This is a genomic window from Streptomyces sp. NPDC002446, from assembly GCF_053595675.1.
The window spans coordinates 65,319-83,503 of the sequence record NZ_JBSFYC010000006.1 but is presented as its reverse complement, the minus strand read 5'-3'; the positions used below and the strand labels follow the sequence as shown (position 1 = coordinate 83,503).

Genomic DNA, 18,185 nt, shown 5'->3' with positions numbered 1-18,185 from the left:
TCCCCCCCCGGCCGCTGCCGTTCCTCCACAGCCCCTCACCCCCGCCGCGCCGCCGCCACCGCCGGTGCCGACGACTGCGGCAGCAGCTGCGCGGGCAGCGCCGGCAGCCGCAGCTCCACCTCCACCCCATCCGCGAAGCGGTACGGCCGGTGCGCCAGCACACCTCCCAGATGGCGGCGCAGACGGGACAGCTCGGCGCGCACCGTGACCGTACGGCTGCCGTCGCCGAACAGGTCCAAGGCGAGCTCCGCGGCGCTGCGCCCCTGCGGATGCGCGCCGAGCACGAACAGCAGCTCGGCGTGGCGCGGGGTCAGCTCGTGCGCCCAGCTGCCGGCCGGCCCGCTCACCGTGACGGTGGCACCGTCCCGGCCGCTGACGTCCAGCACCACCCGGCTCGGCCCGGCCTCCCGCTCCGGCCTGCCGACCCGGATCAGCCACCCGCCGGGCAACGGCTCCAGCGCGCACATGCCGTAGCGCGGCAGCCACAGCGGCCCGGCCTCGGGCGCCTTGGGCAGCGCCACCCGCTCCGCCGGCGTCAGGCCCGTCACCCCGGCGACCCAGCCGTTCGGGTCGACGGCGAGCGCCCGCCCGCCGATCCGTGCCAATACCGGCGCCGCACTCGACCGCAGCCGCTCCAGGGACGTGTGATGGCGGGTCCGCAGCTCGCCCTCCGCGAGCCGGGCGACCGCGGACACCAGGGAGAGCGTGGTCGGATGGAAGGTGTGCGCCGGCCCGCTGATGTCCACCGTGCCCAACAGGCGCCCGTCGCGCGGGTCGTGGAGCGGTGCCGCGGCGCAGGTCCACTGGTGGTGGCTGCGTACGAAATGCTCGGCGGAGTGCACCAGCACCGGGCGGCGGGCCACCAGCGCGGTGCCGATGGCGTTGGTGCCGACGACGCCCTCGGTCCAGTCCGCGCCCTTGTCGAAGCCGAGCCGGTCGGCCATCCGCCGGACCGGTGCGCTGCCCTCCCGCCACAGCACCCGGCCCTCGGCGTCGGTGACGACCATGATCTGCTGGGCCGCGTCGGCCGCCGCCAGCAGCCCCTCGTTGAGCACCGGCAGCACCGCCGCCAGCTGCGACTTCTGCCGGCGGTGCTCCAACTCCGCGACGGACAGCAGGGACTGGGGCTGCTCCCCGTCCGGGTCCACGCCGGAGACCAGCACCCGGCGCCAGGACTCGCCGATGACGGCGCGGGGCGCGTCCGGCGGTAAGCCGCCCGCGAGCGCGGCCTCGCGGACGGAGGCGAGGCGGCGGGTGGTCTCGCGGATCTCCTGGGCCGACCAGATGGCGCTGTGGATCGGTATGTCGCTCACGCTGTTCTCCGTTGGTGCTGTCCACCGGTCGTTGCCCATCGTGCCGTCAGCGGGCCGGCCCGCAGGCGCGATTGTCCAGATTCACCGCGGTGCACTGCAACGCATTGCAACCGTTGTGGCCTATGACCGGTAACCGGGACGCTGATCCGAGCGGTCGATGGTTTCTCGCCACCGCGAGGTTCGCCGGTCACCCGTCGGAGAACCCGCCGATGACGCAGGGAATCCATCGGCCGCCGCGTTACGTCGGCACGGTGTGAGGAGGGGGCTCACCATGGTGACCGCTGCTCCGCGCGTCGTGGTGATCGGAGCGGGCGAGGGGGTGCGCATCGCGCGCGCCGCCCGGCTGGCGGACCACTACGGGGTCCCCCGGATACCCGCGGTCGACGTCCTGATCAGGCGTCAGCCGCTGCCCGCCGACGGCCATGTCATCGACAGCGCGCCGCATCTGCTCGACCGGGTGGCCGGCGTGGGCGGTCTGCTGCCCGCGCTGGCCTTCGCCGACCTCGTCGTGGTGCTGCACGGGGCGGAGTGGACCGGCGCGGACGAGGCCTGCCGGGTCCTGCGCTACTACGAAGCGCGCGGGGTGCTGGCCGCCTTCCCGCCCGACGCACCGGACGGGGAGCTCATCATGGCCATCGACGCGGCGCTGCGCGGGCGCACCGCGGCAGACCTGCCGGCTGTCCCCTGCGGCCGGTGCGGAGGGCCGGAGCCGGGCGGCTCCGGCGGCCCCTGAGACCGGGAGCGGTGCCGGGTCGGCGCGGCACCGCTCCCTGACCGGCGCGGCGGCGGCACACCCCCCTGCCCCTGTCCTTCGTGCGGCATCGGCCCGGAGACCACGGGGCGCCGCCGCCGCGCCGATGCGTCAGGCCGTACCGATGCGTCAGGCCGTGTCGTCGAGGACCGGCCGCGCCCGTGCCACGACCGCCGCCAGATCCAGGGTGTGCGGCAGCGTCCCGAACGCCGCGCCCGCGTCGCCGCCCAGACGGGAGGCGCAGAACGCGTCCGCGACCTCGGGCGGTGCGTAGCGCACCAGCAGCGAGCCCTGGAGCACCAGTGCCATCCGCTCCACCAGGCGCCGGGCGCGGGCCTCGATGCCTTCCAGGTCGGCGAGTTCGGTGAGCATCCCCCGGATCGCCCGGTCCAGCCGGTGGTCCGCGCCCCGCGCCGTGCCGATCTCGGTCAGGAACGCGTCGAGCGCCTCGGGATCGCGCTGCAGGGCCCGCAGCGCGTCCAGCGCCTGGACGTTGCCGGAGCCCTCCCAGATCGAGTTCAGCGGCGCCTCGCGCAGCAGCCGCGGCAGCCCCGACTCCTCGACGTAGCCGTTGCCGCCCAGGCACTCCAGCGCCTCCGCGACGACCGGCGTGCACCGCTTGGTCACCCAGTACTTCGCCGCCGGGACCGCCAGCCGCAGCAGGTGCCGGTCCGCCGCACCGCCGTCGTCGTACGCGGCCGCCAGCCGCAGTGCGAGGGTGGTCGCCGCCTCCGACTCCAGCGCCAGATCGGCCAGCACATTGCGCATCAGCGGCTTGTCGATCAGCGGCCCGCCGAACGCCTCCCGGTACGCGCAGTGGTGCACCGCCTGCGCCACCGCCTGCCGCATCACCGCCGCCGAGGCGCTCACACAGTCCAGCCGGGTCGCCGCGACCATCTCGATGATCGTCGCCACCCCGCGCCCCTCCTCGCCGACCCGGCGCGCCCAGCTCCGCCCGTCGAACTCGACCTCCGCCGAGGCGTTCGAGCGGTTGCCGAGCTTGTCCTTGAGCCGCTGGATGCGAAAGGCGTTGCGGCTGCCGTCCGGCAGCACCCGCGGCAGCAGAAAACAGGTGAGCCCCCCGGGCGCCTGGGCCAGCACCAGGAAGGCGTCCGACATCGGTGCCGAGCAGAACCACTTGTGCCCGGTCAGCACGTACTCGCCGGGCGCGGCCAGCGGCTCGGCGCGCGTCGTGTTGGCCCGTACGTCGCTGCCGCCCTGCTTCTCCGTCATGGCCATGCCCGCCAGCGCGCCGCCCTTCTCGGCGACCGGCCGCAGCTCCTGTTCGTAGATCCGCGAGGTGAGCAGCGGCTCCCATTCGGCCGCCAGCTCCGGCTCGGCCCGCAGCGCGGGCACCGCGGCATGGGTCATCGACAGCGGGCAGCCGTGTCCGGCCTCGGCCTGGGTCCAGACGACGAAGCCGGCGGTGCGGCGCAGATGGCCGTGCGGCCGGGACCAGGCGTCGGTCAGGCCCGCCGAGACGGCGTGGCCGAGCAGCCGGTGCCAGGCCGGGTGGAACTCCACCTCGTCGAGGCGATGGCCGAAGCGGTCGTGGGTGCGCAGGACCGGCGGGCAGGCGTTGGCCTGCTCGCCCCAGCGCTGGGCGTGCGCCGAGCCGGCCGCCTGCCCCAGCCGGGTCAGCTCCTCTCGGACCTCGTCGAGACGGGCGTCGTCGACGTAACGGGCGACGCCCTCGGTGAGGGCCGGGTCGCTGCCGAAGACGTCGTAGCCGACCAGCGGCGGCGGCTGGTTCGTGACCGTGTGAGTGGTGGCTGCCATGCCGGATACGGTAAGGAGGTGCAGCCCGCAAACGAACCAACCGAGCGGCCCGCGGGGCGTCTGACCAGGGCCCGAGTGCTGTACCGCAATGTCTCCAAGCGCCGACTGACCTGGCTGCTGCTCAAGGACATCGTCCACTCGTGCATGACCTACCGCGTCACCGGGCTGGCCGCCGAGGCCGCGTTCTGGTGTCTGCTGTCGCTGCCGCCGCTGATCCTCGGGCTCCTCGGCGTCCTCGGCTACACGCAGGAGTGGATCGGCCACGACACCATCGACGGCGTCCGGGAGCGCATCCTCGGCGCCGCCGGCGCCGTGCTCTCCGACCGGGGCGTGGACCAGATCGCCCGCCCCCTGCTGGACGACGTCTTCACCGGCCGCCGTCCCGACGTCATCTCCCTCGGCTTCGCCATCGCCCTGTGGTCCGGCTCCCGGGCGCTGAACGTCTTCGTCGACACCATCACCATCATGTACGGGCTCGACGGACGGCGCGGCATCGTCAAGACCCGGCTGCTGGCCTTCGCGCTCTACCTCGGCGGGCTGGTCGTCGGCGCCGTCGCGCTGCCGCTGATGGTGGCCGGTCCCGACACCGTCGTGAGCTGGCTGCCGGCCGGCGAGCAGATCATCCGGGCGCTGTACTGGCCGTTCGTCCTGCTGGTGTCCATCGCCTTCCTCACCACGCTCTACCACCTGTCCGTACCGGTCCGGTCGCCCTGGCGGGAGGACATCCCGGGGGCGGTGACCGCGCTCGGCATCTGGGTGCTCGGCAGTTTCCTGCTGCGGCTCTACCTCACCTCGACCGTCGAAGGCCCCACGATCTACGGGTCGTTGGCCGCGCCGGTCGCCGTACTGCTGTGGATCGGGGTGTCCGCCTTCGCGGTACTGGTCGGCGCCGCCATGAACGCCGCGCTCGACCGGGTGTGGCCGTCGGTCGCCACGGCCGCGGCACGCGAGGAGATCGCGCGCCGCGCGGCGGCGAAGCGGGCCGACGGGACCGACGGGGCGGCCGACGGGGCCGACGGGGCGGCCGACGGGACCAAGGACTGAGGGCGCCCGAGCGGCCCGGGCGGGGGCCGGCCGGGCACCGCAGTTCCTGCAATGCCGGGGCACCGCAGTTCCTGCGACGCGGTCCGAACGGCGCCGTCGTCCTGGCAACGTCTGTTGCTCCGGCGGCGGGGCCTGCTTCAGTGGACCCGTCCGCCCGAACCGGCCCCGACCCCCGAGTCTCTCGACCATGACCATGACCCTCACCGCATGGAGACGGCACCCATGGACCTGACCCCACGGCCGACCGCCCTCGGCGGCCCCTTACCGCCCGCGCCCGCGGCGCAGCCCACCGTCGCCCCGTACCGCAGCGGCACACTGCGCCACCCCCACCGGCCGCTGGTCGAGATCGACCACCTCGCCGACCCGGAGGCCGTGGAGCTCGCCGGACCCGTGTTCGGCCGCACGGACGTCACCGAACTGGACGCCGACCTCACCCGTCAGCACACCGGCGAACCGCTCGGCGAACGCATCACCGTCACCGGCCGCGTCCTGGACCGCACCGGCCGCCCCGTACCCGGCCAGCTCGTCGAGATCTGGCAGGCCAACGCCTCCGGCCGGTACGCCCATCAGCGCGACCGCAACCCGGCCCCGCTCGACCCCCACTTCACCGGCGTCGGCCGCTGTCTGACCGACGACCAGGGCCGCTACGCGTTCACCACCGTCAAGCCCGGCGCCTATCCGTGGCGCGCCGACGACAACGCCTGGCGCCCGGCCCATATCCACTTCTCGCTCTTCGGGACGGCCTTCACCCAGCGGCTGGTCACCCAGATGTACTTCCCCGGCGACCCGCTCCTGCCGTACGACGCGATCCTCGGGTCGCTCACCGACCCCGCCGCCCGCGCCCGCCTGGTGGCCGCCTACGTCCACGAACTGTCCCGCCCCGGACACTCGCTGGGCTACCGCTGGGACATCGTCCTGGACGGCCCGTCCGCCACCTGGACCGAGGAAGGCCGCCGATGACCCCCGACACCACCCGCCCCGACCCCTCCGACGGGGCCCCCGGCGCTCCGGCGGACGCACCGCTCGCCCCGACGCCCTCGCAGACCATCGGCCCCTTCTACGGCCATGCCCTCCCGTTCCCGGGCGGTGCGCGGATGGCGCCGGCGGGCCACCCCGACACGATCACCGTGCACGGCCGGGTACGGGACGGAGCCGGCGCCCCGGTGCCCGACGCGCTGCTGGAGTTCTGGCAGGCGGGCCCGGACGGCGGCCTGACCGGCGCGCCCGGCTCGCTGGGCCGCGATCCGGCCACCGGCGCGGTCATCGGCCGCAGCGGCGTGGACTTCACCGGCTTCGGCCGCGTCCCGACCGACGCCGACGGGCGCTATGCCGTACGCACCGTGCCCGCGGTCCCCGCCGGACGGCCGGACGCCGCGCCGTACCTCGCCGTGTGCGTTCTCGCCCGCGGACTGCCCCACCACCTCTTCACCCGCGTCTACTTCCCCGAGCACAAGGCCGCCCACGCCGCCGACCCACTGCTGACCCGGCTGCCCGCCGACCGTGCGCGCACCCTGCTCGCCCGGCCGGACGGGCCCGGCCGCTACCGCTTCGACGTCCAGCTGCAGCAGACGCCGGACGGCAGGTACGAGGAGACGGTCTTCCTCACCCACCGATGACCGGCCCGCCACCCGACCGACACCCCGGCCCCACCGAAGCCCGACTCCGCCAACTCCTGTTCTCCTGTTCTTTCTCCTGCTCGCCTGTTCTCCTGTTCTCCGCGCCCTACTTGGGGTCGCCTCCGGAGGGACGCCGGTTCAGCGGTCCTCCCGGTAGCGGACCAGCAGCATCGCCGCATCATCGTGCAGCGGCCCCTCGGCATGCTCGACCACGTCCTCGCGCACGGAGCGCAGCGCGCTCTCCGGGTCGGGGTCCTTCAGGAGGGCGGAGCGCTCGTCGAGGGGGTAGAAGCGCCCTGCCGCGTCGCGGGCCTCGGTGACCCCGTCGGTGTAGAAGAGGAGCTGGTCGCCGGGCGCGAAGGGCACGTCGTAGGGGATCGGGGCGCCGGAGCCCTGGAGGGTGAGGCCGAGCGGCAGGGCGCGGTCGGGCGGAGCGGCGAAGGCGACCGTACCGGCGGGGCGCACGACGAGTGGGGCCGGATGGCCGTAGTTGAGCAGCGTCGCGTGCGGGCCGTCACCGATCTCGGCGAGCACCGCCGTGACGAACCGTTCGCCGGACAGATGGCGGTTCAGGGCCCGTTCGACGCGCTCGCCGACGGCCGGCAGATCCGGTTCGTCGTGCGCGGCCTCCCGGAAGGCGCCCAGCACCACCGCCGCGCTCTCCACGGCCTCCAGGCCCTTGCCCTGGACATCGCCGACGATGATGCGTACGCCGGCGGGCGAGGTCACCACCTCGTACAGATCGCCGCCGATCCGGGCCTCGGCCACCGCCGACGTGTACGAGACCGCGATCCGCAGTGGTCCCGCGCTGCGCGGCACGGGGCGCAGCAGCACCCGCTGGGCGACCTCGGCGATCGAACGGACGCTGGCCAGCTCCGCCTCGCGGCGCTGCCGCATCACCGCCGCGACCACACCGGCCGCGGTCACCCCGGCCACCGACAGCAGCGCGGTCAGCCCGCGCCGGCTCTCGAACAGGCCACTGTGCACGCCCAGGCCGAGGCAGAGCACGAACGCCGTGAGCCCGACCAGGGCGGTACGCCGCCAGCCGCCCACCAGGCCGGCGAACGCGGGCCCCAGGGACACCAGGGGCAGAAAGCCCACCCCGGGCCCCGCGGTGAGGTCGACGGCGCTGACCACGGCCATGACCGTGTAAGGGAGCACGGACAGCACCCGGGAGCCGGTGCACCGCTCCCCGTTCTCCACGGCCAAGGTGTTCTCCGACGGTGTCGAGTGCGGTGATCGGACGGACAACGGGGGCCGCCGGCCGTCGGAGTGTCCGAAAACGGCCCCCCGACCCCCGACCTGAGCATATGCAACCTTTGCCGTACCGAAATACCTCGAATGCGCCTGTTACCGAATCGCAGCGGCCGGTCCGGAGCTCTGGACCATGACGCGGCGGTTCTCCACCGGTTGGTGGCGATGCATCAGCCAGTGGGTGGGGGAGAAGCCGGTGGGGGAGAAGGGGCATGGTGCGCTTCGGCAACCCGAGCAACCCGAGCAACCCGAGCAACCCGAGCAACCCGAGCAACCCGACATTCGGACGGCCTGGTCGGGCGCACGGTGCATGGCGGGTGGCCCGGCCGGGTCCATGGTGCACGCCGGACGGCCGGGGCGGACCCATGCTGCATGCCGGACGGCCTGGCCGGGCATCACACACGGACCTCAGACCTCAGACGATCAGGCCATGCGCATACGGCAGGCGGGTCTCAGGCCAGGTAGGTACGGGCCGCGTTCACCCGGCCGGGGCGCAGGATCCGGATCGGGCCGAGATTGCAGGACGGGCAGTCGTTGCGGGTCAGCGGGGAGGGGACCCGGACGCCGCGGGCGAAGTAATCGGCGCGCCGATGGCCGGCCAGATCCGTGGTGTGTCGGATCTCGTAATCCTCCTCCCAGCCGTGCCCGCAGTGCAGGCAGACGAACGCATACGCCTCGTGAACCGTCTCGGTGTCCCGTTCCATGGTCACCACGCCCTCTCCCCGGGCCCACCGCGCTCGCGCCGGGACCGGATGCATGCCGCACCTCCCATTATTGCGCCGGGCAACCGCTTGTGCCGGGGCGGATCTCCCGCTCGCCGGACGTCCCCGAAGACGCCTGCCACCAGGCACGATGCCATCAGCGGGTATAGCGGGTATTACGGCAGCCATGGGGCACACCGCACACCGCACAACGCACACCGCACAACGCACAGCGCGCACCGGAGCCGACCGGCACGGCCGCTTCCGGCGGCTAACGGCCTCGGCCACGACGTCGACGAGGTCATCGCCGCGGTGCAGACCGCCTCCCGGCTGCCGGTCGCGATCTCGGCCCGCGCGCCCGTCCACCGCGATGCGGATGGTCGACCGGCTGGTGGCGGCCGGCAGCGTCACCCGGCAGGCCAACCCCGGCAACCGCCGGGAGGTCGTACTGGGCCTGACGGCGCGCGGCCGCGAGCTCGTCGAGCGGGTACCGGCCCACCGGCCCACCGGCATGCCGAGATCGCCGCGACTGTGGCCCGCCGCCCGCCGCCCGCCGCCCGCCGCCCGCCGCTCGGCGCCCAGCGCGCCGGGCTCGTCGGCTCACTGCGCGCACTCACCGACGCCGCCGCGGGCGAACCACCCGTCGCCCCGGCCCCGGCCCCGCCCCCGGCACCGCCGCCCGCATCGGACAGGCCTTGGGGCCCCGGCCGATGGTCATGCCCAGCCGGGCCGGTCCGTCAGCTCCGGATCCTTCCGGGGCCGCGTACACCTTCCAGGGCCTCGTACACCGCCGTGACCAGACTGCGGTTGCGCGGATCGTCGCCGGCCGTGCCCCCGCCGAACCTGTTCATGGCGTAGGCGTACGACAGCCCGTTCTCCGGATCCGCGAAGGCGTAGGAGCCGCCCGCGCCGCCGTGCCCGAAGGTCCGCGGGTTGGGGCCCGCCAGGCCGTGGTGGTTGAGCATGTAGCCAAGGCCCCAGCGGTGCTCGTGGCCCGCGGGGGCGAGCGCGCCGATGGCCAGATCCCGTTCGCCGGGCAGGCTCTGCGAGCGGCGCATCGCCTCCAGCGTGGCCGGGCCGACGAGACCGCCGCTCGCCAGCGCGCCGTACACCGTCGCCAGGCCGTGTGCGGAGGCGTGCGCATTGCCCGCCGGGATCTCGGCCGAGCGGTAGGCGGCGCTGTTGACGTCGCCGGTGGGGACATAGGTCAGCGCCAGCATCGGGGTCACCAGCGGATGATCGGAGATCGACCGGAACGGCGGCTTCGGCGCGCCCGGGAACCGCTCCGCGATCCGTGCCTCATCCAGCTGCCCGACCATGTCCGCGCAGGACGGGTGCTCCTCGGCGGGGGTGCCGATGAACACCCGCGCGCCCAGCGGCCCGGTGATCTCACTGCGCAGGAACGCGCCGAGGGACTGCCCGGTGATCCGCCGTACGACCTCGCCGACGAGATAGCCGAAGGTCACCGCGTGGTAGCCCTGAGCGGTGCCCGGTTCCCACCATGGCGCGGTGGCCGCCAGGGCCGCGCACACCCGCTCCCAGTCGTAGGCCGCCCCTGCGGGCAACGGCTCACGGGGCGCGATCAGCCCGGCGCGATGGCTGAGCAGCCAGCGCACGGGTATGTCCTCCTTGCCGGCCCGCGCGAACTCCGGCCAGTAGCGGGCAACGGGCGCATCGACGTCCAACTCGCCCCGGTCTACGAGGAGATGGGCGCACAGCGCGGTCATCCCCTTGGACGTCGAGTAGACATTGACGAGCGTGTCGCGCTCCCACTCGCGGGTCCGGTCCGCGTCCGCGTGGCCGCCCCACAGGTCGACCACCGCCTCGCCGTCCAGGGTCACCGCGACCGCCGCGCCGATATCGCCGTATTCGCGGAAGTTCCGCTCGAACGCCGCCCGTACACCGGCAAACCCCGGCGCGCAGTGGCCATGGACGGCAGCTGCTCCCACGTCGCTCTCCTCGCGTCATCCGCCTGCGGCCGTTCGCTGACGGCGGTCCGTTGACTGTGATCCGTTGACGGCGGGTGGTCTGTTGGCGGCGGGTGGTCTGTCGGCCGTGGTCCGCTCGCGCTGGTCCGTGTGCCCTATCCGTTCCGTTCCGTCGTCAGCGTCCGTTGTCCGTGTCCGTTGTCCGCGTCCGTGCTCGTCGTCAGCGTCCGTGCCCGTCGTCAGCTTCCGTTGTCCGTGGCCGCGTCCGTGGCCGTGCCCGTCGTCTGTGTCCGTTGTCCGCGTGGGTCGTCCGTGAGCGTGATCCGTATGTCTCGTACCGCGCGCCGCCCCCTTTCGTCCCCTTCGCCCTTGTGTCTGTGCGGCGTTACTTGCGTGCGTGCCCGGGTTGTTCGCGTGTACGGCCGTTGGCGCGCAGGGCCTTGTGCGCGTGCTTGCGTACGCACGTCCCCACGGTGTTGCGTACGGCGCGCTCGGCAGGATGATCCGCCGGGTCGATGCCCGTGGCAACCATGCGAGCCCGGCGGCGCGGCGGCGCGCGCCCCGCCAGGGCCGGTGCCCGCCAGGGCCGGCGCCGCGCCGGCGGCACGTCCGCTTCCTTGACCGGATCGCGTCGTACGCGGCGATCATCGACCGGCCACACACGCACCATGGTCACCATGACTACGACCAGCACCGGGCCCGAGCCCGCGACCGGGACGGACACCGATGCGGCGACGGAGACCGGCGCCTCGCATCACCCCCTCGTCCCCCGCCATCCCCTCCTTCCCGTCCATGCCCTCCTTCTCGTCGACCTCCAGTCGGCCTTCGTCGCGGGCGACGAGGCCGTGCCCGACGCCGCGCGGGTGCTCGACCGGAGCGGCGACCTGCTCGCCAGGGCCCGCGCCGCCGGCGCCCTTGTCGTCCATCTGCAGAACGACGGTGCGCCCGGATCCGTCGACGAGCCGCATACGCCCGGCTGGAAACTCCATCTGCCCGTCGAGCCCGGGCCCCGTGAGTTCGTGCTCCGCAAGACGGAGGACGACGGCTTCGAGGGCACCCCGCTGGGCGACCTGCTCTCCGACGCTGGCGTCCAGGCGCTGGCCATCTGCGGGGTGCTCTCCGAGATGTGCGTCGCCGCGACCGCCCGTACGGCCCTCGACTGCGACTTCCGCGTCGTTCTGCCGCACGACGCACACGCCACCTACGACATCCCCGCGGCTCCCGGTATCAGCGAGCTCGTCCCGGCGGCCATGTCCTCCCGCGCGGCGGAATGGGCACTGGGCGACGAGGTCGAGATCCCCGCCCATGCCGCCGACGTCACCTTCGGCCCCATGCCCACCCCCGCTTCCACCACTTCTCGCTCCGACCGATGAATCTGCGCTCCTGGTGCGGTCTACCTCCCCGACCCATGGGCCGCGCGGCCCATGAACCACACCAGGAGGACACCGTGCAGCACACCGTGCAGGACACCGCATCCCTTGCCCCCGCAGCCATCCAGCCCGTGATCGTCACCCCGGACCTGGACCGGCTGCGGGCCTTCTACGGCGGCCTCCTCGGCGCCGAGGAGTTCACCCGTGTGCCCGAGGAGGGGCCGGTCTTCTACGTCGGGCTGCGGCTCGGTGGTTCGGAGCTGGGCCTCGTGGCGGACAAGGACGCCAAGACCGGAACCCCGACCCGCATCCTGCTCAGCTTCGCGGTCAAGGATGTGGACCGTCTCCTGGACCGGGTCGTGCCGCTCGGTGGCACGGTGCGCGGTCCGGCCAATGACATGCCATGGGGCCAGCGGGTGGCCCACATCCAGGACCCGGACGGCAACGCCGTCAACCTCACCCAGCCGGTCAGTTCTGGTGCTTCTCCAATGCGTTGATGTAGGCACCCATGAAGTGGTCACGGACGCCGTCTGAGGCGGGCGCGAAGACATCGGCGGTGAGGCCCTTGGCACGGTCGAACAGGCCGGTGATCACGGGCATGGTGTTGTGGATGGTGCCCTTGGAGTCGATGTAGCGCAGCGCCGAGACATGGTGGAAGGCGGGCTCCGGGGGCAGCTGGGGCACGATGTCGTTGTTGTTGACGAAGCGGTACATGCGGTCGGTGAAGGCCGTGTCGAAGGCCCGCGACAGCAGCCGGTCGCAGGTCCGAGGCTGCCCGAAGGTGTAGACGCCGGTGGCCGTCACATGCGGCTCTTCGAAGTGCAACCGGGCGCCGGCCAGCATGGCCAGCGCACCGCCGAGGCTGTGACCGGTGAACCACACGGTCTGGCCGTTGTCACGGAACTCGTCGACGGCGGCGCGGACCTGGGGCCAGATGCTCTCCAGCGCCTCACCGAAGCCGTGGTGGATGTACCCCGTGCCGCCGGGGCCGGGCCAGGGTGGCGTCGTGGAGTCGGAGAGCCAGTCGCGCAGGTTCGTCGGCTCCGTGCCCCGGAACGCGGTGATGATCATGTTGTGGCCGCCGAGGGTGTACGCCTGGGTGTCCTCCAGTGGGAACGGGGGACGGAACGTGGTGTGGTGGTGGCGCACCCGCTCGAAGCCCCAGTCACGGGCCGTGGTCTCAATGGCCTGCTCGTCCTTGTACGCGAGCTCGGAGGCGCGCGCCAAGCACAGCGCATGGCGGACGCTGTAGTCGGTGACCTTCTGGTCGATGACGGTGCTGGTCAAGATGGGCTCCCGGTGGGTCGACGTGGGCAGTGGCGTCGTCGTGTGACGCAATTCGATTACAGAGCGCACGCTCTGACTACTGAGCGTAACATTCAAGGGGTGTTCCGCAATGTTGCGCCCGTTTAAACCACTCGTTCGAGCCTCGGGTCGCACTCACCGGTCGGCGGGGCGAGCCTGGAAGCGTTCGGCAGCCGGAGGAAGGCCCACAGAGGAAGGCCCCACATTGAACAGCGCGGAACAGGCGTCACACGCGGAACATGTATCGGCCGAGGTGGTGGTGGAGCTGGAGAGCTGCGCCGCGCAGGACGCGCACGCGGTCTTCAGCGCGCTGCGCACCTCGTTCAGCTCCGACCGGGCCGCCGATGACGTGCCCGAGGAGATGGCGGGGCCAGGGGCGACCGTGTGGACCTCGACCTTCGACGTGAGCGAGCACAAGGCCGACGCCGAGCCCCGGCGGCTGTCCGCGCCCGTCATCGTCAGCCTCCAGGGCGGCTACTGGGCGGTCGACCAGCTGTGCAAGAGCCTGCAGACGGCGTTCGGGGTGAAGATCCTCGGCATGGCCGCCGGCGACCAGGAGAAAGAGGTCGAACTGCGCCTGGAATCCCGCTGAACGAACCTCGGGCCAAGGGTGGGCGACCGCGCCACTACACCCGCCCACCCCCCGAAGGGGGGTGGGCGGCGGGGAAAAAACAAACCCGCGAAAGCAGAGGCAGCGAAAGCCGACGTGGCAAAGGCGGACGCAGCAAAGGCGGAGGCGGCGAAGGCGGAGGCGGCGAAGGCGGAGGCGGCGCAAGCAGAGGCAGCGAAAGCGGATGCGGCCAAGACGGACCGACAAAGGCAGACGCGGCGAAACCAGAAGCAGCGAAGGCGAACGCGGCGCAAGCAGAGGCAGCGAACGCCGACACAGCCAACGCAGCAACGCCCAAACCAGACACGACGTAAGCAAACAGACCACGACCAAACAGAGCACGACCAAACAGATCACGACCCGCACCGGAAAGGCATGAGCGAGTGGAGCCCACCAACGACCCGGCGGCCGCCGATGCCGACCACCCGGCGACCGCCGCAGGCAACGACCGGGCAGCCGCCGCCGACAACCCGGCAGCGGCCGCCGCCGACCCCCCGACGGCCGCCGACCAGCGCTCCGAGCTCGTGCTGCACGTCAACGGCCGGGCGCACACGCTGACCCTGGACCACCGGACCACGGTTCTGGACGCGCTCCGTGAGCACCTCGGGCTGACCGGCGCCAAGAAGGGGTGCGATCACGGGCAGTGCGGCGCATGCACGGTGCTCGTCGACGGGCGGCGGGCCAACAGCTGCCTGCTGCTGGCCGTGGCGCAGGACGGGCGGCAGATCGTCACCGTCGAGGGTCTGGCCGAGGGGGAGCGGCTGCACCCCCTGCAGGAGGCCTTCCTGGAGCGGGACGCCCTCCAGTGCGGCTACTGCACCCCCGGCCAGATCTGTTCGGCCGCCGGGGTGCTGGCGGAGGCGGCCGACGGCTTCCCGTCCCATGTCACCCCGGCCGGTGCGGCCGCCGGCGCCCCGGTGGAGCTCAGCGCGGACGAGATCCGTGAGCGGATGAGCGGGAACCTGTGCCGCTGCGGCGCCTACCCCCGGATCGTCGAAGCGGTGGCGGACGTCAGCGCCACGGGCGGGACGGCCAGTTGGACGCTCGGCCGGGCGGCCGGTCAGGGGGTGGCCCCGTGAAGCCCTTCGGATACGTACGCGTGGCCAGCGTCGACGAGGCCGTACGGGCCGCCGACGGCCGGCCCGGCGCCCGCTTCCTCGGCGGCGGCACCAACCTCGTCGACCTGATGAAGCTGGGCGTGGAGACGCCGCAGCTGCTCATCGACGTCACCCGGCTGCCCCTCGACCGCATCGAGGAGCTGCCGGACGGCGGACTGCGCATCGGTGCGATGGTCCGCAACAGCGATCTCGCCGCGGCCGTCCCCGTACGCACCCGTTACCCGGTCCTGTCGCAGGCGCTGCTGGCCGGTGCCTCCGGGCAGCTGCGCAACACCGCGACCACCGGCGGCAATCTGCTGCAGCGCACCCGCTGCCTGTATTTCCAGGACACCTCCAAGCCCTGTAACAAGCGCGCCCCGGGAACCGGCTGCCCGGCCCGTGAGGGCGCGCATCGCGATCTCGCCGTACTGGGCCACTCCGCGCACTGCGTCGCCACCCAGCCGTCGGACATGGCGGTCGCCCTGGCCGCCCTCGACGCCACCGTTCACCTGCACGGCCCCGACGGCGAACGCAGTGTGCCGGTGACCGACTTCCACCGGCTGCCCGGCGAGCACCCGGAGCAGGACACCGTGATCCGGCCCGGTGAACTGATCACCGCCGTCCAGCTCCCGCCGGCGGCCCCCGGTGCGCGCTCGCGGTACCGCAAGGCCCGCGACCGGGCCTCGTTCGCCTTCGCGCTGGTCTCCGTCGGCGCCGTACTGGAGGTGCAGGACGGCGTCGTACGGCGCGCCGCGCTGGCCTTCGGCGGGCTTGCGCACCGGCCGTGGCGTGCCCGCGCGGCCGAGGAGGTGCTGCGGGGCGCGCCGGCCACCGAGGAGACCTTCGGGCGCGCCGCCGATGCCGAACTCGGCGCCGCCCAGCCGCTGCGCGACAACGGCTTCAAGGTCCCCCTGGCCCGCAATCTCGCGGTCGGCGTGCTGTCGGACCTGGCGGAGCTGCCGGACCCGGAGGAGCCGCAGGAGCCGCAGGAGTCGCTGGACCCCGAGGGGCCGGTAGATCCCGCCGGCCCGGCCGGGCGCGGTTGACGCCCCGGAGCGGCCCAGCACGACATGGCAGTCCACCCCCACATGGCAGTCCACCCCACCCCCACCCCCTGAGGACCTCCCCATGACCCCCGAGTTCCCGTCAGGCCCACCCCCCTACCCCCTGGGCGCGCCCCTCGTGCGCCGGGAGGGGCGGCAGAAGGTGACCGGTGCCGCCCGTTACGCGGCCGAACACACCCCGCCGGACTGCGCCTACGCCTGGCCGGTGCCGGCGACCGTCGCCCGCGGCCGGGTCACCGCCGTGGACACCGCACAGGCGCTGGCGCTGCCGGGGGTGTGCGCGGTGCTGACGCATGAGAACGCGCCCCGTCTCGCGGCCGCCGACGATCCGACGCTGGCCGTGCTCCAGGAGGACCGGGTGCCGCACCGCGGCTGGTATGTCGCGCTCGCCGTCGCGGACAGCCTCGAAGCCGCCCGCGCCGCCGCCGAGGCCGTCCGCGTCACCTATCAGTCCGACGGCGCGTGCGACGTACGGCTGGACGCGGGGCATCCGGGGCTGTACGCGGCGGAGACGGCCAACGGCGGCTACCCGGGCACCCGGGAACGCGGCGACTTCGACGCGGCGTTCGCGGCCGCTCCGGTCACCGTCGACGCCACCTACACCGTGCCACCGCTGCACAACCACCCCATGGAACCGCACGCCTCCACCGCCCACTGGAGCAACGGCCATCTGACCGTCCATGACTCCAGCCAGGGGTCCACCAAGGTGTGCGAGGACCTCGCCGCGCTGTTCAAACTGGACAAGAGCGACGTCACCGTCGTCTCCGAGCACGTCGGCGGCGGCTTCGGCTCCAAGGGCACACCGCGCCCGCAGGTCGTGCTGGCCGCGATGGCGGCCCGGCACACCGGGCGGCCGGTCAAACTGTCCCTGCCGCGCCGGGAGATGCCCGCCGTCGTCGGGCATCGCGCACCCACCGTCCAGCGGGTGCGCATCGGGGCGGGCGAGGACGGCGTCATCACCGCCCTCGCGCACGAGATCGCCACCCACACCTCCACCATCACCGAGTTCGTGGAGCAGGCGGCGGTCCCGGCGCGCGTCATGTACACATCCCCCAACAGCCGCACCGTGCACCGCGTCGTCCCGCTCGATGTGCCGAGCCCCTCGTGGATGCGCGCACCGGGCGAGGCCCCCGGGATGTACGCCCTGGAGTCGGCCGTCGACGAACTCGCCGTCCTCCTGGACCTCGACCCCGTCGAACTGCGCATGCGCAACGAACCGGACACCGAACCGGACAGCGACCGCGCCTTCAGCAGCCGCCACCTCGTGGGCTGCCTCCGGGACGGCGCCGCGCGCTTCGGCTGGCAGCCGCGCGATCCGCGGCCGGGCGTACGGCGGGCCGGCCGGCTGCTGCTGGGCACCGGCGTCGCCTCGGCCACCTACCCCGTCTACCAGGCCGCCTCCGAGGCCGCGGCACACGCCGACGCCGACGGCGGCTTCGACATCCGGGTGAACGCCACCGACATCGGCACCGGCGCCCGCACCGTCCTCGCGCAGGTCGCCGCCGCCGCGCTGGGCGTGCCGGAGGAACGGGTCCGGATCGAGATCGGCAGCAGCGATCTGCCGCCCGCGATGCTGGCCGGCGGCTCGGCGGGCACCGGCTCCTGGGGCTGGGCCGTCCACAAGGCGTGTACGGGCCTGCGGGCGCGGCTGCGCGATCATGTCGGGCCGCTCCCGGCCGACGGATTCACGGTCACCGCGGACACCCGCGAGGAGACCGCCCGGCGCTCCCCGTACGCCCGGCACTCCTTCGGTGCCACCTTCGCGGAGGTCCAGGTCGACACCGTTACCGGGGAGGTCCGGGTGCGCCGCCTGCTGGGCGTGTTCGCGGCCGGCCGGATCCTCAACGCCCGCACGGCGCGTTCGCAGTTCATCGGCGGTATGACCATGGGGCTCGGGATGGCCCTCATGGAGGGCAGCGGTCTGGACCCCGCCTTCGGCGACTTCACCGAGTGCGACCTGGCCTCGTACCACGTGCCGGCCTGCGCCGATGTCCCGCAGATCGAGGCGTACTGGCTCGACGAGGAGGACCCGCACCTCAACCCCATGGGCAGCAAGGGCATCGGGGAGATCGGCATCGTCGGCACCGCGGCGGCCATCGCCAACGCCGTACGGCACGCCACCGGCGTCCGGCTGCGCGACCTCCCGCTCACTCCGGACAAGGTTCTGCCGCACCTCTGAAGCACGGCGCAGACGCGCCGCGGGCACGGCACAGGCGCGGCCCACCGGACGGTCCGCCGGGTGCCGGGACTCCTGTGGCCCAAGATCTGTTGCGGAAGTGGTTCCGTCGGGTCACCATGACAAATGACCCATACGTGATCAATGCTCACTCTTCGTGTTCGGGGTTCGTTGGTC

The 18,185-nt window shown here is 73.2% G+C and carries 18 protein-coding genes; 11 read left to right on the top strand and 7 right to left on the bottom strand.

All coding sequences use genetic code 11. The features are described 5' to 3' along the window. Positions 1 to 35: 35 nt before the first annotated feature. Complete coding sequence (locus ACWD6P_RS05700) at positions 36 to 1,313, bottom strand: GAF domain-containing protein (protein WP_451442753.1); 1,278 nt, start codon at positions 1,311 to 1,313, stop codon at positions 36 to 38. Between the two features lie 271 nt (positions 1,314 to 1,584). Between ACWD6P_RS05700 and ACWD6P_RS05695 the strand changes: the two genes are divergently transcribed. Beyond that, positions 1,585 to 2,046 carry a hypothetical protein gene (locus ACWD6P_RS05695; RefSeq protein WP_451442752.1) on the top strand — a complete coding sequence of 154 codons (462 nt, stop codon included), beginning with the start codon at positions 1,585 to 1,587 and terminating at the stop codon, positions 2,044 to 2,046. Positions 2,047 to 2,193: 147 nt separating this feature from the next. Here ACWD6P_RS05695 and ACWD6P_RS05690 read toward each other — a convergent pair whose 3' ends face one another. After that, positions 2,194 to 3,843 carry an acyl-CoA dehydrogenase family protein gene (locus ACWD6P_RS05690; RefSeq protein ID WP_451442751.1) on the bottom strand — a complete coding sequence of 550 codons (1,650 nt, stop codon included), beginning with the start codon at positions 3,841 to 3,843 and terminating at the stop codon, positions 2,194 to 2,196. Positions 3,844 to 3,861: 18 nt separating this feature from the next. Here ACWD6P_RS05690 and ACWD6P_RS05685 point away from each other — a divergent pair, with 18 nt between their 5' ends. The 3 genes from ACWD6P_RS05685 to pcaG all read left to right on the top strand — a co-directional run bounded on the left by ACWD6P_RS05685 (position 3,862) and on the right by pcaG (position 6,503). Beyond that, complete coding sequence (locus tag ACWD6P_RS05685; protein ID WP_451442750.1) at positions 3,862 to 4,887, top strand: YihY/virulence factor BrkB family protein; 1,026 nt, start codon at positions 3,862 to 3,864, stop codon at positions 4,885 to 4,887. A 207-nt stretch (positions 4,888 to 5,094) separates the two neighbouring features. Next, on the top strand, positions 5,095 to 5,847 hold the full coding sequence (gene pcaH, locus ACWD6P_RS05680; RefSeq protein ID WP_451442749.1) for a protocatechuate 3,4-dioxygenase subunit beta: 753 nt from the start codon (positions 5,095 to 5,097) through the stop codon (positions 5,845 to 5,847). Next, the gene (gene pcaG / locus ACWD6P_RS05675) at positions 5,844 to 6,503 is read left to right on the top strand and encodes a protocatechuate 3,4-dioxygenase subunit alpha (RefSeq protein WP_451442748.1); all 660 of its coding nucleotides are present in this window, start codon (positions 5,844 to 5,846) and stop codon (positions 6,501 to 6,503) included. Before pcaH ends, pcaG begins: the two co-directional genes overlap by 4 nt. A 138-nt stretch (positions 6,504 to 6,641) precedes the next feature. Here the strand turns inward: pcaG and ACWD6P_RS05670 are convergent, their stop codons facing one another. Then, positions 6,642 to 7,646 (bottom strand): PP2C family protein-serine/threonine phosphatase, encoded by a 1,005-nt coding sequence (locus ACWD6P_RS05670; RefSeq protein ID WP_451442830.1) that lies wholly within the window; start codon positions 7,644 to 7,646, stop codon positions 6,642 to 6,644. A 563-nt stretch (positions 7,647 to 8,209) separates the two neighbouring features. Beyond that, positions 8,210 to 8,461 (bottom strand): hypothetical protein, encoded by a 252-nt coding sequence (locus ACWD6P_RS05665; protein WP_451442829.1) that lies wholly within the window; start codon positions 8,459 to 8,461, stop codon positions 8,210 to 8,212. Here ACWD6P_RS05665 and ACWD6P_RS05660 point away from each other — a divergent pair. Next, on the top strand, positions 8,460 to 9,254 hold the full coding sequence (locus tag ACWD6P_RS05660; RefSeq protein WP_451442747.1) for a MarR family transcriptional regulator: 795 nt from the start codon (positions 8,460 to 8,462) through the stop codon (positions 9,252 to 9,254). The genes ACWD6P_RS05665 and ACWD6P_RS05660 overlap by 2 nt on opposite strands. Here the strand turns inward: ACWD6P_RS05660 and ACWD6P_RS05655 are convergent. Together ACWD6P_RS05655 and ACWD6P_RS05650 are read right to left on the bottom strand one after the other, a co-directional pair. Beyond that, complete coding sequence (locus ACWD6P_RS05655) at positions 9,196 to 10,407, bottom strand: serine hydrolase domain-containing protein (RefSeq protein ID WP_451442746.1); 1,212 nt, start codon at positions 10,405 to 10,407, stop codon at positions 9,196 to 9,198. The genes ACWD6P_RS05660 and ACWD6P_RS05655 overlap by 59 nt on opposite strands. A 364-nt stretch (positions 10,408 to 10,771) precedes the next feature. After that, entirely contained in the window at positions 10,772 to 11,065 is a 294-nt protein-coding gene (locus ACWD6P_RS05650; protein ID WP_451442745.1) for a hypothetical protein, read from the bottom strand. Between ACWD6P_RS05650 and ACWD6P_RS05645 the strand changes: the two genes are divergently transcribed. Together ACWD6P_RS05645 and ACWD6P_RS05640 are read left to right on the top strand one after the other, a co-directional pair. Next, entirely contained in the window at positions 11,064 to 11,759 is a 696-nt protein-coding gene (locus ACWD6P_RS05645; protein WP_451442744.1) for an isochorismatase family protein, read from the top strand. The two genes, ACWD6P_RS05650 and ACWD6P_RS05645, sit on opposite strands and share 2 nt — an antisense overlap. A gap of 74 nt (positions 11,760 to 11,833) precedes the next feature. Continuing rightward, positions 11,834 to 12,253, top strand: a complete 420-nt coding sequence (locus tag ACWD6P_RS05640) for a VOC family protein (protein ID WP_451442743.1) — start codon at positions 11,834 to 11,836, stop codon at positions 12,251 to 12,253. On the opposite strand, the gene ACWD6P_RS05635 is transcribed toward ACWD6P_RS05640, so the two are convergent. Next, positions 12,225 to 13,043 carry a lipase family protein gene (locus tag ACWD6P_RS05635; protein ID WP_451442742.1) on the bottom strand — a complete coding sequence of 273 codons (819 nt, stop codon included), beginning with the start codon at positions 13,041 to 13,043 and terminating at the stop codon, positions 12,225 to 12,227. The two genes, ACWD6P_RS05640 and ACWD6P_RS05635, sit on opposite strands and share 29 nt — an antisense overlap. Positions 13,044 to 13,266: 223 nt before the next feature. Here ACWD6P_RS05635 and ACWD6P_RS05630 point away from each other — a divergent pair, with 223 nt between their 5' ends. The 4 genes from ACWD6P_RS05630 to ACWD6P_RS05615 all read left to right on the top strand — a co-directional run bounded on the left by ACWD6P_RS05630 (position 13,267) and on the right by ACWD6P_RS05615 (position 18,011). After that, positions 13,267 to 13,653, top strand: a complete 387-nt coding sequence (locus ACWD6P_RS05630; protein WP_451442741.1) for a hypothetical protein — start codon at positions 13,267 to 13,269, stop codon at positions 13,651 to 13,653. Between the two features lie 542 nt (positions 13,654 to 14,195). Continuing rightward, on the top strand, positions 14,196 to 14,750 hold the full coding sequence (locus tag ACWD6P_RS05625) for a 2Fe-2S iron-sulfur cluster-binding protein (protein WP_451442828.1): 555 nt from the start codon (positions 14,196 to 14,198) through the stop codon (positions 14,748 to 14,750). Next, positions 14,747 to 15,814 carry an FAD binding domain-containing protein gene (locus ACWD6P_RS05620; RefSeq protein ID WP_451442740.1) on the top strand — a complete coding sequence of 356 codons (1,068 nt, stop codon included), beginning with the start codon at positions 14,747 to 14,749 and terminating at the stop codon, positions 15,812 to 15,814. The genes ACWD6P_RS05625 and ACWD6P_RS05620 overlap by 4 nt, the downstream gene beginning before the upstream one ends. Positions 15,815 to 15,896: 82 nt before the next feature. Further along, positions 15,897 to 18,011, top strand: a complete 2,115-nt coding sequence (locus ACWD6P_RS05615) for a xanthine dehydrogenase family protein molybdopterin-binding subunit (protein WP_451442739.1) — start codon at positions 15,897 to 15,899, stop codon at positions 18,009 to 18,011. Positions 18,012 to 18,185 lie beyond the last annotated feature (174 nt).